Here is a 15,993-nt window from a genome sequence, read left to right as displayed (position 1 = left end):
GGCATGGCCGTTGCCGCGCCCGCCCAGGCGGCCCCGGCAGACGCGGCCAAGCTGGCGCTGCCCGGCGACATCACCCTGGCCCAGGCGCAGAAGGTCATCGCCGCCGCGCAGGCCAAGGCCGTTGAACAGGGCACGCTGATGAACATCGCCGTGGTGGACGCCGGGGGCAACCTGAAGGCGTTCGCGCGCATGGAAGGGGCGTTCCTTGGCAGCATCGACATTTCCATCGGCAAGGCCCGCACGGCGCGCTTCTTCAACATGTCCACCAGGGAACTGGGGGACGCGGCCCAGCCGGGCCAGCCGCTGTACGGCATAGAGGTGACCAACGGCAACTTGGTCATCTTTGGCGGGGGTGAACTGCTGCGCGCCAAGGACGGCACCATCATCGGGGCCGTGGGGGTCAGCGGCAGTTCCGTGGAAAACGACATGGCGGTGGCAAAGGCTGGCGTTGCCGCGCTGAACTAGCGCGCCACATCCACGCTACATGCAAAAGGCCCCCGGCGTCGTGCCGGGGGCCTCGTTCATGGCTGTCATTACAGGCGGGGCAGGGCAGGGCCGGACGGAAACGGGTCGGGGCGGGAACGGACAATTCCGGCGCGGGCAACCGGCATCCGCCATGCCTCGACCCGGGCCTGCTCCCTATGCGGGCCGCGCCGACGCCCTCTTTACTCTACCAGGGCCAGCACACCCGCCGCCACCAGTTCGCGCACCACGGGGATGCACTCGTCTGCGGGCACGCCGATGCGATCGGCAATCTGCACGAGGTCCAGCGTGCCGTCGGCGTAGGCCAGATAGTCGATGATGATGTTCACCTTGTTGCAGTACCCGTTCTTCATGGAGGTGGTGGGGTACAGGCCGCGCTTGCCCAGTTGCGGCTCGCACAGGCAGGTGGTGCGCCAGGCGCGGTTGTTCTCGATGATGTCCAGGCACCGCGCCAGCGTGGTGAACGAATTGTCCAGACCCGCCGCGGACACCACGGAAAGGTCGTCCAGCGAGGTGTGGTACTCCGGATAATGCCGGTACAGGCTGCGCGCAAAGGGGATGATGGGCAGGTCCACGCCGGGGCTGTTGTACTGGCGCTCGTCGCTGGCCCGGTCCAGAAAGGTGTACCGCTTGAAGTCCGGGTGGTAGGCGCCCAGCACGTGCAGCAGGGCGCGGTCGGACAGCGTGTTGCCGTGGCGCGAAGGCAGGTACGACCAGGCGCGGTCGTCGCCCGTGCAACTCAGCACGAATCCGGCCACCACGTTGCGCTGCATCTCGGCCAGATGTCGGCTGAGATACCAGATGGTGCCGATGGTTTCCGGCACGAACACCAGCAGGTACGACAACTCGCGGTCGCGCTGCATCAGGTGGCGGGCCATGGCCGTTTGCAGCACCGGGCCGGAAAGCTCGTTGTTGGCCATGGAAGGATGGCAGACGTAGGTGGACAGCACCACCGTCTTTTCCGAACGGCCAGGCAGGAACAGGTCGGCGCAGGTCATGTGGCCGGGGGCCAGGGTGGAATCGATCACCACCCGGAACGGGCCGGGACCCAGCGCCTCGCGCTTGTCGTGCGCGATGCAGAAACCCCAGGTGCGCTTGTAGTACGAGGTGACGTAGGGAATGGCGTCCGGCTGTTCGGGCAGCGAATAGAGCCGGGCGTCCAGTTCCTCGCGGGTCACCACGGTGTCCACCGGCTCGGAATAGCCCACCACATGCAGGTTGCTGGCCTTGAAGTCGATCAGCCGGTTGCCCTGCATGTCGGCCACCCAGGCATCGCGAATGTTCCACTCGTCCGGCACGGTCCAGTCGAAACACTGCGTGCCGCTGGGCACCTCGTGCAGGCGCAGGCCCGGCAGCAAATCGCCAAGGTAGTGCAGCGTCTCGCGCACCCCGTCACCGGTAAGGCTCCTGCAAATGGGAAAAAGATCCGCCATCCAGCGGTACATCTCCTGCCCGGGACTCACTGCGTCCATATCCTTACCTTCGGCCCGCGCCGTCAACAGGCGGTGATCCATGCCACCATCCCGCGCCGTCAAAGGCCCCCGCCCTGCATCGCGCCCCGGTGCACTGCGGCAGCATGATGCGGCATGAAAATGTACCGACGCGACGCCCACGGGCAACCCCTTGCCGAATGCGGCGCGCGCCTGCCCGCACTGCGGCTGCGGACACGCCAAACGGGCGCCTCGCACTTGCATGGCGCCATGCAGCCGGGACACAGTCCCCCTGCGGAACGCCCTTCTACTGCACCGTTGAAACGTGTTCAAGCGACAGAAATGCTACGAAACCGACTTCTTGGCACAACACTGCCATGCGACAGGAAAAAATATTCATGCACTACCCATGGATAGGCTTGGCCCACAGCGTTTCCCGAAGCCGTGAAACACACGAGACATGCCCCAAGACTGAAACAGGCGATCCAGGGTCCATCCGCAACGCCCCAGCACTCCGCCAGCCGTGCCACACGCCATGCGGCATGACGACGGCGGCGCGGAATCGCCCTGCTGTCCCTCTGGCGGCAACGCCCGAACCGCGTCCAAAACCCGTACCTGCCGCCATCCCCGCATGTCCGGCCGCACGTACCGGGCGCAAAGCCGCATTCCCGTCGCACGCCCCCTGCGGAAACGACATGCTCCGCGCGGGAATTCATGCACCGCCGCCTTGCCGTAACCGGGTCTCCAGTGTAGGCTGCGTTCCGCCGCGACGACAGGTGTGGCAACGCGGCACACGTAAACACTTTCATCCCTTACGGCCATTCCCCGCATGAAGCACACAAACGTCGAATCCGCCGCCCCCAGACATTCCCCACCGTGGAAAAAGCACCTGCGTTCCTTGGGCAAGGTTGCGGTGTTCGCCGTCTTCTGCGGGGCGGTGTGGCTGCTGTACAACGAAGTCAGCAAATACCACATCGACGAAATCCGCGAGAGCATGCGCCAGATGCCCATGACCAGCATCGTGGCCTCCATGGTGCTGATGGTGTTCAACTATCTGGTGCTGGTGGGGTACGACGCGCTGGCCCTGCGCGCCATCAACAAGCCGCTGTCCCTGACCCGCACCGCCCTTGTCTCGTTCGTGGGCTGCGTGACCAGCTACAATTTCGGGGCGCTGCTGGGCGGCAGTTCGGTGCGCTACCGGTTCTATTCGGCCTGGGGCTTTTCGGTGGTGGACGTGGTGCGCCTGGTGGTCATGCTGGCCATCACCTTCTGGGTGGGTGCGCTTGGCGTGGCCGGGGCCGTGTTCATCATCCAGCCGCTGCCGGTGCCCGAATCGCTGGACATTCCCGTGCGTGACGTGCGCCTGCTGGGCGTGGTGCTGCTGGCGCTGACCATCGGCTACCACATCCTGACCCTGGTGGCGAAGCACCCCATCCGGGTCATGGGCAAGGAATTCGCATTGCCGCCCTTCCGGCTGGCCATCATGCAGACCCTGGTGGCCGGGCTGGATCTGGTGGTGGCGGCGGGCTGCCTGTACGTGCTCATGCCCGCCGACCTCGGGCTGGACTTCATCCAGTTTCTTTCCGTGTACCTGATGGCCGTCGTGGCCGTGGTGCTCAGCCACGTGCCCGGCGGCGCGGGCGTGTTCGAACTGGTCATCCTCAGCCTGTCGCACACCCATTCGCCGCAGACGGTCATTGCCGCGCTGATATGCTTCCGGTTCATCTACTACCTGCTGCCGCTGCTGTTCGCCGCCGTACTGCTGGGCGGGCACGAACTGCACCTGCGCCGCCACGAGGCGGAACGGATGCTGGGCGAGGCGGGTCGCTGGACCGATGCCCTGTCGCACACCCTGATGGCCTACCTGGCCTTTGCCGCCGGGCTGATCCTGCTGTTCTCCAGCGCCATCCCCCTTGCGGCGGACAGCCGCACCGTGCTGGTGGCCAGCGTGCCCCTGTGGGCCATGGAATCGGCCCATTTCATGGGCGGCGTGGCGGGCGTGGGGCTGCTGCTGCTTTCGCGCGGGCTGCAACGCCGCCTGGCGTCGGCCTGGCGGCTGGTGACGGCGCTGGTGGTGCTGGGCATCGCCAGTTGCGTTCTGAAGGGGCTGGACTGGCAGGAAGCCATCCTGCTGGCGTTGGTGCTGGCCTCGCTGTGCGTGACCCGACGGCGCTTTTTCCGCCGCACCTCCCTGCTGCGCGAACGATTTACCGTGCGCTGGATGGTGGCGGTGCTGCTGGTGGTGGGCTGTGCCCTGCTGCTGGGGTTGTTCGTGCACGGACGCGTGCCCTACACCGCCGACCTGTGGTGGACCTTCGCGGCGGACAACGATGCCGCCCGCCTGCTGCGCGCCTTTGGCGGCATTGCCGTGGTGCTGGCGGTGTTCCTGTTGCGACGCCTGGCCTTCCCGCTGCACGGGCGCCTTGGCGAATTCACGGCAGCCCGGCGCGAACGGTTCCGGCGCATCTACCGCGCGGCCCAGCGCATCCGCGAAAATGCCCTGCGCCGCAAAAAGCCCGTCGCTGCCGGACAGCAGAACGACCCGAAGGACACGGACGGCAACTAGCCCTCCGGCCCGCTCCCCAGCCCGTCCCTCGTTCCGGATCAGCCACGAAGACAGGGCGAAGCCGCATGACGGCCTCGCCCTGTCTTTCATGCGCCGCACTCAGGCGGCGCGAACATGCAACGCTCGCCGTCCTAATGAGAGGACAGCAGCACCTCGTCCCGCCCGTCGCGCTCGCGCAGCAGCACGTCCACCTGCTCGTTGCGGCCCGTGTTCACGGTACGGCCCACGTAGTCGGCATGGATGGGCAGTTCGCGGTGCCCCCGGTCCACCAGCACCAGCAGTTCCACGCGGCGCGGCCTGCCGTAGTCCAGCAGCGCCTCCAGCGCGGCGCGGATGGTGCGTCCGGTGAACAGCACGTCGTCCACCAGCAGCACGTCGCGTCCGTCCAGGTCCACGGGAATGTCAGACGGCCCGATGGCGGGCTTGGCGGACAGGGTGGTCCAGTCGTCACGGTACAGGTTGATGTCCAGCGCGCCCGAAGGCAGCGCGCAGCCAAGGCGTTCGGCAATGACGCGACCGAGGCGGACCGCGATGTCGACCCCCCGCCGCTGGATGCCCACAAGCACAAGGCCGGCGCAGTCGCCGTGGCGTTCCAGCACCTGATAGGCCAGGCGCTCCAGCGCCCGGCGCATTTCCTCTTCCGTCAGCAGAATGGTCTGTTCCATCGGGTCCACCCGTTCAGTGGGAATTGGTAGCTATCTTCATTGCTAACCGGTTTCGGGCGGCTTGGCAAACCGTCCACGGCCCGCTTTTGGACCGCGGCAGAGCACTGTTGCGCCCCCCTGTCGGCATCGCATGGCCATTGCGCGGTCACCGCGCGGTCATTCGGTTGGCCTTTTCACCAGTTCTGCGGTAGGGTATGGCCCAACTTCGCCAAAGGCCGCAAGGAAACGGACATGATCACTCTCGAACACGACGCACGGGGCATCCTGGAAGAATACTTTTCGGAAAACCCCCAAAGCCCCATCCGCATCTACGTTTCTCCTCGCGGCAGCAAGGGGCCGCACCTTGTGCTGGGCCCCGACGAACCCACCGAACGCGACCACGTGGTGCAGGTGGACGGCTACACCTTCTGCATCAGCCAGCGGCTGGTCCAGCAGGTGGGCGCCGTGCGCATCCGGGCGCGCAACGCCGGATTCGAAGTGGTTTCCGAACGGCCCCTCAGCGCGCGCACGTCCGACGCATCCTGAGGCTGGCAACCGCCGCACCAGCCACCTGCCGGGCCTGCTGGCACACCCACCCGTGTCACCTCCATGAATCCAATGGGTTGCATTCGCGCAGCCCCTTTTTTGCTGGCGTTGCCACCACTCGGAAGTGCCCGCCACATCCGCAATCCATAGATGCCCGCTATAGCTGCGCGCGTGACGCATTGACAAACACCCTTCGGGTACGTACTTGTTGCTCTCCGTACATCCAACAGTGGAGGACACATGTTCGAAATCACCGAAAACGCCCGCAAAGAGCTTGATGCCTACTTTGCGGACAAGCAGAAGAACCCCATCCGGGTCTACCTTGCCCCCGGCGGCTGAAGCGGTCCCCGGCTGGCCCTGGCTCTGGATGAGCCTAACGATACCGACAAAGTCTTCGAGGAAGGCGGCTATACCTTCTGCGTGAACGCCGAACTTCTGACCATGGCGGAATCCATCCGCATCGACATCAGCTACATGGGATTCTCGGTGGAATCCGGCAAACCGCTGGGCGGCGGCAGCAGCTGCGGCGGCTGCGGCAGCGCCGGCAGTTGCGGTTCGTAACCACCCGGAATCCTGATCATACGCATACGCAACGGCCCTCTTCGGAGGGCCGTTTTCGTTTGCCGCCGGCAAGCTGCCCTGTGGTGCGCCCGGCACGGCTGGCCGTTCTGTGGCGGCGTGGCGGGAACAACCGGAATCCCCCTGTTTTCCACACCTGTCGCACCTGTCGCACTTGACGCGGCGCCGGGTGCCCGGGCATCTTCGCGCATCACGAACGCAGGAACGCCACGGAGCCATCATGACCTTCAAGGAAACCGTCATCCTCGCCATCAAGCTCGCCCATCGGCAGCAGCAGGAACTTGTCGTCGGTCGAGAGGACGGACGCTGGGAGATCGTGCCCATCACCGATGCCCGCTCCGACCAGTTGCGCCCCAGTGTCATCGTGACAGGCGCGGGCCTGAAGTATCCGGAGCACGAAGACCTGTACGCCCGGCTGGTGGCCGAAGGGGCCTGAGCGAAGCTTGACGCGGGTACGGTCGAGCCCCACCCGCCGTTCGCCCCCTTATGCCGTCTGCACCCGCGCCGTCGCCCCAGCGGCCGTGTTCGGCTTCCCCGCCGCCGGTCGCCCACCCCCTGCAAACGCGTGACGGCCCGCGCCCCTTCGGGAGGGACGCGGGCCGTTTTTCGATCAGGTCACCCTGTCGGGGCGCACGGCGTCAGGCCAGTTCATTCCATGACCAAAGCCCTTCGCTAACGCTTCACGTTGGTGGCCACCCACCCCGCAAAGGCATTCATGAACCTGCCGCCGAACTCACGCATGGAGGCGTCGGTCAGGGCGCCATCAGGGCCGAACAGCTTGTCCGCGCCGCCGATGTACGCTTCCGGCTGCTGCAACGGGGGCATGTTCAGGAACACCAGCGACTGGCGCAGGTGATGGTTGGCGCCGAAGCCGCCGATGTTGCCCGGCGACACGCTGACGATGGCCGCGGGTTTGCCGTTCCATACGCTGCTGCCGTACGGGCGCGAGCCCACGTCCAGCGCGTTCTTGATGATGGCCGACATGGAACGGTTGTATTCCGGGGTCAGGAACAGCACGGCGTCCACGCCCTTGATGGCCTTGCGGAAATCGGTCCAGACGGCGGGCGGGGTGCCCTCGTCGTCCAGGTCCTGATTGTACAGGGGCAGGCCGCCCACTTCCACGAATTCGAAACGCAATGCGGGCGGGGCCAACTCCACCAGGGCCCTGGCCATCTTGCGGTTCAGCGAATCCTTGCGCAGGCTGCCCACGATGACGGCGACGGTGAATATGGTGCTCATGGTGTCTCTCCTGTGGTTTCGGGTATCGCCGTGTTCCCGGCGGGCACGCCAGCCGGGTGGAGAAACGACGTTACCGGTAGAATACTACCGGAACGCGGCCGGGGCAATGTTTGCCCGCAATTTTTCACGTATGCGCTCGCACAGTGCAGCAGGCGGGGTGTACGCGCATTCCGCGTGACATCCGGTGCGCAAGCCTGTGCACAATGGCCCGCGCGCAACGCACTCCGGCTCGCAGGCTGATTTCCGCGCCCCCGCTGCCCGCCGCCCCCGCGTCTCCTTCCATCGTTGCCCCCCCGGTCCCCGCCCTGCTCGCCCGCATCATCAGCACACCATGGCGCACGCAAAAGGGGCCGCCCCTTTCGGAACGGCCCCGTCTGACAGGCAAGGCAATGAGGCTGGCGGCTACTTCTTGTGCAGCCAGGGCATCATGCCGCGCAGCTTGCCGCCCACCTTCTCGATCTGGTGGTCGGCCTCGATGCGACGGGTGGCCTTGAAGCCGGGGTACCCGGCCTTGGCCTCGAGGATGAAGTTGCGGGCGAAGGTGCCTTCCTGGATTTCCTGGAGCACCTTCTTCATTTCCTTCTTCGTTTCCTCGTTCACGATGCGGCGGCCGGTGACGTAGTCGCCGTATTCCGCGGTGTCGCTGATGGAGTGGCGCATCTTGGCAAGGCCGCCCTCGTAGATGAGGTCGACGATGAGCTTCACTTCATGCAGGCACTCGAAGTAGGCGATTTCGGGCTGGTAGCCCGCTTCGACCAGGGTTTCGAAACCGGCCTTGATGAGCGACGAAAGACCGCCGCACAGCACCGCCTGTTCGCCGAACAGGTCGGTCTCGGTTTCTTCCTTGAAGGTGGTTTCGATGACGCCGGAACGCGCACCACCAACGCCCTTGGCATACGCCAGAGCCTTCTCCATGGCCTTGCCGGTCGCATCTTGGTGGATGGCGACGAGGCAGGGGACGCCGCCCCCCTCGGTGTAGGTGCGGCGAACGAGATGGCCCGGCCCCTTGGGGGCGATCATGAAGACGTCGACGTCCTTCGGGGGCTCGATCTGGCCGAAGTGGATGTTGAACCCGTGGGCGAACAGCAGCGCGTCGCCCGGCTTCAGGTTCGGCTTGATTTCCGCTTCGTAGATCGCGGCCTGTACCTGGTCGGGGAGTAGGATCATGATGAGGTCGGCCTTGGCTGCGGCCTCGGCCACGGGTAGCGGCGCAAAGCCGTGTTCCTTGGCGAGTTCGTAGTTGGCCCCGCCGGGACGCTGCCCGACAACGACGTTGATCCCGGAGTCGCGCAGGTTCTGAGCGTGCGCGTGGCCCTGGCTGCCGTAGCCGATGATGGCCACGGTCTTGTCCTTCAGGACCTCCAGTGTCGCATCCTGTTCGTAATAGACCTTCATCATCTACTCCCTGCCGCACACGGGTGCGGCGTCCTCGAATGACGGTTGCGGTGTATGAAGACCCCGCCCGGAACCGGGAGTGTCCCCGGCACCCTTGCGGGTTTGCCACCGTAAGCAGCGAAAGCGCTGCCGCAATGGACTGCGTTACCGGATTCGGCGGCGGAAGGCTACCCCTTGGGGGGGGCCGAAACGCGACAGGCTGAATATTTGTTCAATCAGCCGCGCGTTTTCCCTGCCGTGCAGGACGCGCGGCGAAAGGCGTTGTTCGCCCGCCGCCGCGCGTGAATATCCCGAAACGATCCGGCCGGGGGTGCCGTGAACCGGCACCGGCAGAGACTACGCGTTCTCGGGCTGCATGGACCGCCGCATGGCCACGGTGCCGGTGCGGGCGATTTCCTTGATGCCGAAACGCGTCAGCAGGCTGAGGATGGCCTGGATCTTGCCATGGTCGCCGGTGGCTTCCAGGGTCAGGTCGTTCAGGCTCACGTCCACCACCTTGCAGCGGAAGATGTCGGCAATGCGCAGCACCTCGGCCCGGCGGGCGTCGTCGGCCTGCACCTTGACCATCACCATCTCGCGCTCCACGGCGGAAACGTCGATGAAGTCCACCACCTTGATCACCGTCACCAGCTTGCGCAGCTGCTTGACGATCTGCTCGATGATCTGCTCCTCGCCGCTGGTGGTGATGGTCATGAGCGAAACGCCCTCTTCCAGCGTGGGGGCCACGTTCAGCGACTCGATGTTGAAGCCTCGTCCGCTGAACAGCCCCGCCACCCGGGACAGCACGCCCGGTTCGTTCTCCACGAGAACGGAAAGCACATGTCGCATGGGCTGCCCTCCCTAGACCAGCAGCATTTCGTCCAGGGCCGCGCCAGCGGGCACCATGGGGTACACGTTCTCCTCGCGTTCCACCCGCACGTCGATGACGGCGGTATGGGGCGAGGCGAAGGCCGCGCGCAGCGTGGATTCCAGCTCGCCCGCCTCGGTTATGCGGTAGCCTTCGGCCCCGTAGGCCTCGGCCAGCTTCACGAAGTCGGGCTGCGCCTCCATGCAGGTGGAGCAGTAGTTGCGCTGGTAGAACAGTTCCTGCCACTGGCGTACCATGCCGAGGTAGCCGTTGTTCAGGATGACGATCTTGATGGGCAGCTTGTTGCAGACGGCGGTGGCCAGTTCCTGGATGTTCATCTGTATGGAACCGTCGCCCGCCATGTCGATGACCAGCTTGTCCGGAAAGGCGAACTGCGCGCCGATGGCGGCCGGAAAGCCGTAGCCCATGGTGCCGAGCCCGCCGGAGGTAAGCAGCGTGCGCGGTTTGCGGAAGGTGAAGAACTGGGCCGTCCACATCTGGTTCTGGCCCACCTCGGTGGTGACGATGGCGTCGCCGCGGGTGATGGAGAAGATGGTTTCCACCACCTGCTGCGGCTTGATGGAACCGTTCTTCACGTAGGTCAGGGGCTGTTCGGTGCGCCAGGCGGAAACCTGGGCCAGCCACGGCTCGTGCGCCGTTGCCCAGTCCTTTTCGGCAAGGCGGGTGGTGGCTATCTCGCGGATGCCCGCCAGCGCCTTGCGGCAGTCGCCCACCACGGGAATGTCCACCTGCACGTTCTTGCGGATGGACGTGGGGTCGATATCTATGTGGATGATGCGCGCGCCAGAGGCAAACGCGGAAAGGCGCCCGGTCACCCGGTCGTCGAAGCGTGCTCCCACGGCCACGATGCAGTCGGCGTTGTTCACGGCCTTGTTGCCCGCGTAGGTGCCGTGCATGCCGATCATGCCCAGCCACAGCGGGTCGTCGCCCGGAAAGGCGCCAAGGCCCATCAGGGTGGAGGTTACCGGAATGCTCAGGGTGCGGGCCAGCCAGCCAAGTTCCTCGCTGGCGTCGGACATGACCACGCCGCCCCCCGCGAAGAACAGCGGGCGCTTGGCCTCGATGAGGGCCTCCACCGCGCGGCGAAGTTGGTTCAGGTTGGGCCGGTAGGTGGGGTTGTAGCTGCGCAGCTTGACGTCTTCGGGCCAGACGAATTCGGTCTTCGCCTGCATGACGTCCTTGGGCAGGTCGACAAGAACGGGACCCGGCCTGCCGGAGCGGGCCAGATAAAAGGCCTGTCGCAGCACGCGGGCAAGGTCGCGCACGTCCTTCACCAGATAGTTGTGCTTGGTGCACGGGCGGGTGATGCCGACGATGTCCACTTCCTGGAAGGCGTCGTTGCCGATGAGGGGGGTGGGTACCTGCCCCGTCAGCACGACCATGGGAATGGAGTCGGCATAGGCCGTGGCGATGCCGGTCACGGTATTGGTGGCGCCCGGTCCGGAAGTGACCAGACAGACGCCCACCTTGCCCGACGCGCGGGCAAAACCGTCGGCGGCGTGCACCGCCGCCTGTTCGTGCCGGACCAATATGTGCCGGACCTCGTGCCGGGGCAGTTCGTCATAAATATCTATGACGGCCCCGCCGGGATAGCCGAACAGTATGTCCACGCCTTCCCGCTTGAGGCATTCCAGCAGAATCCGGGCCCCGTTCAGTTCCATCTAGCCCTCCAAGGCGCGGTACCGGTCCAGTATGGCGTGGAGCCGGGTCTTTCCGTCGAGTTTCTGTTTCTTCAGTTCCTTGGCCTGCTTTTCCTCAGCGGGGGTCAGGAACGACTTGGATTCGATCTTCTCCAACTGTTTCTCGAACAGAATATGCTCGTCCCATAGCGCCTTCAGTTCGGGGTCCGTGGCGGCGTACTTTTCGATGAGCGCGTTGTCTTTCGGTTCCATGGAACTTTCTCCTCTGGCGTTGAGGGTTGCTATTTCCCACATGTGCCAAGCAGGCCCCAGCTGGGCTCCACATCCGATTCGACGATCAATTTCTTCAACCGGCTCGTGTGGCCGGATACCAGGCGCACGCGGTTGCGGCGCATTCCCAGCGCGGAGGCCACGAATTCCTCCAGCGCCTTGTTGGCCTTGTTGTCCACCGCCGGTGCGGCCAGGCGCACCTTCAGCCTTCCGTCAGCCGTGCCCTCGCAGGCGCTCTTGCGCGCGCCGGGCACCGCCCGCACCAGCACCGCCCATTGCCCTTCCCCGGCAGGGGCCGCCCATTCGGGGCGGACGGGATCAGGCCGGCCCACCCTTCTGACGCCCGGCAATGCGCGCCGCGGCGGCCTCCAGCTCCTCGTCGTCCTCGCGGGCCATGTCCAGCATGCGCAGGTGCTGCTGCACCACGGAGCGCACCTTCATTTCGAACTGCGCCTTGACCTTGCGGGCCTCGGCTATGTCCTCCTGAATGCGCGCAAGGCGGAGCTGCCCCTGATTGATGAGGTTCTCCGCCTTGGAATGGGCAGCGTCGATGATCAGCTGCGCCTCCCTCTGGGCACTTGCCTTGAGGTCGGCGGTAACCCTTTGGGTGGTCATCAACGTGTCTCGCAACGTCGATTCCCGCTCCCTGAATTCTGCCAGGCGTTCTTCAAGCCGCGCCACCTGCCCGGCCAGCGCGGCCTTTTCCTCGCTCAGCCGGCCGATGGCATCCGCGGCCTCCTGCATCATCCTGTCCACCTCATCGGTGGTGTAGCCTCGCAGGGACTTGGAAAAGCTGTGGTTCAGCAGATCTATGCGGCTCACGGACATGTGACGCCCCTATCGCATGGTGACGGCGAACTGGTACAACGACTGGACAAGCACGGCGCTGATGAACTGGATGGCCAGCAGCACCACCACCGGGGACAGGTCCAGCCCCCCCAGGTAGGTGAACGGAATCCACTTGCGAACCCGGTAGAACACCGGTTCCGTCAGGTTGCGCAGAATGCGCACGATGGGATTGTAGGGATCCGGGTTGACCCACGAGAGAACCGCCGAAACGATGACGATCCAGAAATACAGGTTCAGCACGGCATCCAGCACGCGCGCCACGCCGAAAATGAGATTCGAGAAAACGAACATGAACCCTCCGGTTAAGCGCACCCCGGAATTGGGGGGCGACCGTAACACCGATACTTCCACTTACCCGCCACAAGAATCAAGCAAAAAGTGGTTACTCCTGCACCGGGCGCACGGCCCTGCCCCCCGGATGTCCCCACTCAATGCCCGCCGCTTGCCCGCCAGATGCGCGCCCCATGCCCACCTGACGACGCCGAGTTGCCCGCCTGTGGCGTACCGGGCACGCGCCAGCTGCCAACCGGTCGTTAGCGGTGGAAACAACCGAACGCGGCGCCTTGCAGCGTCTTGCCCGCGCCCTGCCCCCCGTCCAGTTGCCCGTCCTGCTCGTGCCTGGCGTATTCCGCCAGTACCCGGCGCAGCGCCCAGAAGTCGTCCAGATGCAGCCGCGCGGAAAGTGAAGGGCTGCGGTACGCCCAGAAGCACACCCCCGCCATGCGGGCGGTTTCCTCGTCGGCGATGGTGTCGCCCATGAAGGCCACCTCGTCGCGGGCAAGGCCCCAGGCGTCCAGGGTGGCGCAGATGCCTTCCGGGTGGGGTTTGGCCCGCACGCGCGACGCCGTCATGACCGGAAAGAACAGCTCGGTCATGCCGAAGTGGTCGAGCACGTATTCCATGGTGGTGGTGCGGTTGGTGCAGATGCCCCGGTGAAAGCCCGCATCGCGCAGCCAGCGCAACAGTTCCATCAGGCCCGGCTCCGGCTCCAGCAGGGGCAGGATGTCGCGCCGGTAGACGATGCGCTTGCGCGCCTCCGGCAGCCCGGGCATGAGCGCGGGCGGGACGATGCGCGCCAGCGATTGCCCCACCGAGGCCATGTGGGTGTAGTCCTCGTCCTGTGGCGACATGGGCGGCTGGCCCAGCGCGCCAAGGATGAGGTTGTAGTACTGGATGTTGGACGCACGCGAGTCGAACAGCACGCCGTCGCAATCGAAGATGATGCCCTTGAGGCCCTTGGGGAACAGCTGCTGAAGGCGATGAACCGTTGGATACACGATGACTCCGAAGGAAAGGCTGGCGTCACAACATCATGCCCCGATGCCGCCGCCCTGAGGTACTATGGTGAAGCGGCGACAAGCACAGACCCTTGGTCAGTCTCCCAAGGTGCCGCTACAATGTATTCCCAAAAGTTTTGGGGGATGGGGGTACGGGGGAAGGAGACCTTTTTACGCGTTGCGGTCCCCATCCGTAAGGTTCGCAAGCTCACCTAACGGCTGGGGCAAAAGGTCCCTTCCCCCGATTACTCTTCACATTTTCTCAAAAATCATCTTGCACACTTGCCGCAACAGACCACGTCGAACACGCGGTCCAGCCAGGGACGCGCGGCGTCGGGTCCGGGGCGGCCCGCCACCTGCCACAGGGGCAGGCGGGCGTGCACAACCAGCCTGGCCACCTTGTCGCCCCAGGCGGGGCACAGGCTGGCGGCCTGCTCGGCGGTGACGGGGGCAAAGGCGGCGCCGCCGTCACGCAGGGTGGCGGAAATCTCGGCGTCGCAGGTGAACAGCACCGCGCCGTCGGGCAGGAAGGGGCCCATGTTCTCCACGATGATCCGCCACGAGGGGCCGATGATGTCCGCGCCGCTGCCGGGCAGCATGGCGGAATACGGGTCGAGGGCGGGCATCTCGCGCAGTTCCTCGTCCGTTTCCACTCCCAGGATGTCGGCCAGGCTTTCGCGGCTGCGCGAAAACTTTTCCTTCAGGGCATCCAGTTCGCGCACGCGCTCTTCCAGATGCCAGGCCAGGATCAGGGTCTTCTGCGCGGCGATGCGCCGGTTGCGGTCCTCCTGGGCCGGGTCCCCTGAAGCGGGCCCGCCGCCCGTCCCGTCCTTCTCGTGCGGCCCACCGGAGGCAAAATTCTCCAGCGCGGCCAGTTCGGAGCGGCCCAGGGAAAACGGGGCCTCGTCGTGCGCGCTTTCCAGCGCGGCCACCATGGCGGCCAGGTCGCCGTGCGGGCCGGACCCCACGTTCATGCCGAAGTCCAGCAGTTCGGCCAGACAGGCGCGCGCCTCCGCCTCGGACAGGGGAAGCAGGGGTGACCGCCACGGGGCGGCGGTGTGGTTTGCGGTGGCCTGCGGCGCGCCACCGGCCACCGAAGGGGCGGCGGGCAGCCCGGCGGACAGAAACTCCACGCCCTCGGGCAGACAGGCGGGGGCCAGTTCACGGTGCAGCAGCGGAATGTAGAGCACGGGATGTTCGGAAGCGTTGTGCATGGTCACCATCGGTAAGGGCTTGAAGTCTGTGGAACCGCGTGAACGGGGAACAGGCGCCGGGCGCCATGGCCGTTCACGCCCCCTGGAACCGTTCGCAGATGCCGTCGCAACTGGGCAGCAGCAGCACGCACACCCCCTCGCGGAAGTGGGTGCAGTCCAGCCAGTCCGTCTCGTCGCCGCACCCGCCGCCCGTACAGGACGGACAACGCGCGGGCGGGGTGTAGTCGGCGCACAGTCCGCCGGGCGGCGGCATGGTGGCCAGGCGGCGCTCCCACAGCGCCGTCGCCTGCTCCGACGACAGGTCGAACGTTTCCGCCTGCTCGAGGAAATGGTCGTAGGCGCGGACGATGCGCTGTTCCTCGCCGCAGCGCCAGTCCTCGTTCAGGCCGGGGTTCATGGACTCGTCCACGGCGCAGTGCCCGGCCTCGTGAAAGCGGCAATTGATGCCGGGCAGCCGCACGATGCGGCCCCGCCCGCCCGCGGCGGGAGAGCCTGCGGAGAGGCCCGGTGCGGCGGCAGTCCCCGTGCGCTCGGGGGTCTTCCCCCCGTTGCCGGGTTTCTCGCCGTTCTTCTCGAAGGTCATGCCGTCTCCAGCGCATGGGGCCAGAAGGCCATGCCGCCGTCCAGCACGTAAAGGTCGGTGGCCCCCAGGCCGCCCAGCATGCAGGCCACGCTCCAGGCAGCATCGGAGGTGGCCGCCACCAGCACGATGGGGGTGAAGCGCGGCACCTCGTCCTGCAACCGCTTGCGCAACTGGGTGTGCGGGATGTTGTACGCGCCGGGCACGTGGCCCGCGCGCCAGTCGGGCGCGCTGCGCAGGTCCAGGGTGAAGAATTCGGCCCCGGCCTCGCGCGAGGCGATGAATTCGTCCGAGGTGATGCCGAAGTAGCGGCCCGCCAACTTGTTGGACAGCACGGCAGCCGCGCGACGCAGCAGTTCACCGGCCCCGCCGGGCAGTTCCGCCTGGGCCAGGTCGGCCACGCGCATGCCCGC

At 65.9% G+C, this 15,993-nt stretch carries 19 protein-coding genes; 5 read left to right on the top strand and 14 right to left on the bottom strand.

What is annotated here, in order from left to right:
- Positions 1-3: 3 nt before the first annotated feature.
- Positions 4-465 (top strand): GlcG/HbpS family heme-binding protein, encoded by a 462-nt coding sequence (locus FVW20_RS10935; RefSeq protein ID WP_231039040.1) that lies wholly within the window; start codon positions 4-6, stop codon positions 463-465.
- A gap of 200 nt (positions 466-665) precedes the next feature.
- Here the strand turns inward: FVW20_RS10935 and FVW20_RS10930 are convergent, their stop codons facing one another.
- Positions 666-1,997, bottom strand: a complete 1,332-nt coding sequence (locus tag FVW20_RS10930) for a DUF4910 domain-containing protein (protein ID WP_231039038.1) — start codon at positions 1,995-1,997, stop codon at positions 666-668.
- 745 nt (positions 1,998-2,742) lie between these two features.
- Here FVW20_RS10930 and FVW20_RS10925 point away from each other — a divergent pair.
- Entirely contained in the window at positions 2,743-4,479 is a 1,737-nt protein-coding gene (locus FVW20_RS10925) for a putative bifunctional lysylphosphatidylglycerol flippase/synthetase (protein ID WP_196609577.1), read from the top strand.
- Between the two features lie 131 nt (positions 4,480-4,610).
- Here FVW20_RS10925 and pyrR read toward each other — a convergent pair whose 3' ends face one another.
- Positions 4,611-5,144 carry a bifunctional pyr operon transcriptional regulator/uracil phosphoribosyltransferase PyrR gene (gene pyrR, locus FVW20_RS10920; protein WP_196609575.1) on the bottom strand — a complete coding sequence of 178 codons (534 nt, stop codon included), beginning with the start codon at positions 5,142-5,144 and terminating at the stop codon, positions 4,611-4,613.
- A 231-nt stretch (positions 5,145-5,375) separates the two neighbouring features.
- Between pyrR and FVW20_RS10915 the strand changes: the two genes are divergently transcribed.
- From FVW20_RS10915 to FVW20_RS10905, 3 genes are all read left to right on the top strand, one after another.
- Positions 5,376-5,669, top strand: coding sequence for an adhesin (locus FVW20_RS10915; RefSeq protein WP_196609573.1), 294 nt, complete (start codon positions 5,376-5,378; stop codon positions 5,667-5,669).
- A gap of 240 nt (positions 5,670-5,909) precedes the next feature.
- The gene (locus FVW20_RS10910) at positions 5,910-6,230 is read left to right on the top strand and encodes an IscA/HesB family protein (protein WP_012611314.1); all 321 of its coding nucleotides are present in this window, start codon (positions 5,910-5,912) and stop codon (positions 6,228-6,230) included.
- Positions 6,231-6,468: 238 nt separating this feature from the next.
- Positions 6,469-6,684, top strand: coding sequence for a hypothetical protein (locus FVW20_RS10905; RefSeq protein ID WP_012611313.1), 216 nt, complete (start codon positions 6,469-6,471; stop codon positions 6,682-6,684).
- Between the two features lie 236 nt (positions 6,685-6,920).
- On the opposite strand, the gene FVW20_RS10900 is transcribed toward FVW20_RS10905, so the two are convergent.
- The 12 genes from FVW20_RS10900 to FVW20_RS10845 form a co-directional block, all read right to left on the bottom strand.
- Positions 6,921-7,487, bottom strand: coding sequence for an NADPH-dependent FMN reductase (locus FVW20_RS10900; RefSeq protein ID WP_196609571.1), 567 nt, complete (start codon positions 7,485-7,487; stop codon positions 6,921-6,923).
- Between the two features lie 402 nt (positions 7,488-7,889).
- Entirely contained in the window at positions 7,890-8,882 is a 993-nt protein-coding gene (ilvC, locus tag FVW20_RS10895) for a ketol-acid reductoisomerase (RefSeq protein ID WP_167125813.1), read from the bottom strand.
- A 336-nt stretch (positions 8,883-9,218) separates the two neighbouring features.
- A complete protein-coding gene (gene ilvN / locus FVW20_RS10890) occupies positions 9,219-9,710 on the bottom strand; it encodes an acetolactate synthase small subunit (RefSeq protein WP_196609569.1) in 492 nt (163 codons plus the stop codon).
- Between the two features lie 12 nt (positions 9,711-9,722).
- Positions 9,723-11,411: a biosynthetic-type acetolactate synthase large subunit gene (gene ilvB / locus FVW20_RS10885; protein WP_196609566.1), complete on the bottom strand. Its 1,689-nt coding sequence runs from the start codon at positions 11,409-11,411 to the stop codon at positions 9,723-9,725.
- Positions 11,412-11,642 carry a DUF465 domain-containing protein gene (locus tag FVW20_RS10880; RefSeq protein ID WP_196609565.1) on the bottom strand — a complete coding sequence of 77 codons (231 nt, stop codon included), beginning with the start codon at positions 11,640-11,642 and terminating at the stop codon, positions 11,412-11,414.
- Positions 11,643-11,671: 29 nt separating this feature from the next.
- Positions 11,672-11,992: a DUF167 domain-containing protein gene (locus FVW20_RS10875; RefSeq protein WP_196609564.1), complete on the bottom strand. Its 321-nt coding sequence runs from the start codon at positions 11,990-11,992 to the stop codon at positions 11,672-11,674.
- The gene (locus tag FVW20_RS10870) at positions 11,979-12,488 is read right to left on the bottom strand and encodes a DivIVA domain-containing protein (protein WP_196609562.1); all 510 of its coding nucleotides are present in this window, start codon (positions 12,486-12,488) and stop codon (positions 11,979-11,981) included. The genes FVW20_RS10875 and FVW20_RS10870 overlap by 14 nt, the downstream gene beginning before the upstream one ends.
- 9 nt (positions 12,489-12,497) lie before the next feature.
- A complete protein-coding gene (locus FVW20_RS10865; RefSeq protein ID WP_035064072.1) occupies positions 12,498-12,800 on the bottom strand; it encodes a YggT family protein in 303 nt (100 codons plus the stop codon).
- Between the two features lie 242 nt (positions 12,801-13,042).
- Positions 13,043-13,786 (bottom strand): HAD family hydrolase, encoded by a 744-nt coding sequence (locus tag FVW20_RS10860; protein ID WP_196609560.1) that lies wholly within the window; start codon positions 13,784-13,786, stop codon positions 13,043-13,045.
- Positions 13,787-14,055: 269 nt separating this feature from the next.
- The gene (locus FVW20_RS20070) at positions 14,056-15,000 is read right to left on the bottom strand and encodes a hypothetical protein (protein ID WP_307831501.1); all 945 of its coding nucleotides are present in this window, start codon (positions 14,998-15,000) and stop codon (positions 14,056-14,058) included.
- A 73-nt stretch (positions 15,001-15,073) separates the two neighbouring features.
- A complete protein-coding gene (locus FVW20_RS10850) occupies positions 15,074-15,583 on the bottom strand; it encodes a hypothetical protein (protein ID WP_196609557.1) in 510 nt (169 codons plus the stop codon).
- Positions 15,580-15,993, bottom strand: a 414-nt coding sequence (locus FVW20_RS10845; RefSeq protein ID WP_196609555.1) for a rhodanese-like domain-containing protein, incomplete at its 5' end; no start/stop codon positions are given. The genes FVW20_RS10845 and FVW20_RS10850, both read right to left, overlap by 4 nt.

It is taken from the genome of Nitratidesulfovibrio oxamicus (assembly GCF_015731765.1).
Lineage (GTDB): Bacteria > Desulfobacterota > Desulfovibrionia > Desulfovibrionales > Desulfovibrionaceae > Cupidesulfovibrio > Cupidesulfovibrio oxamicus.
This window is presented reverse-complemented; position numbering and strand designations above follow the sequence as displayed.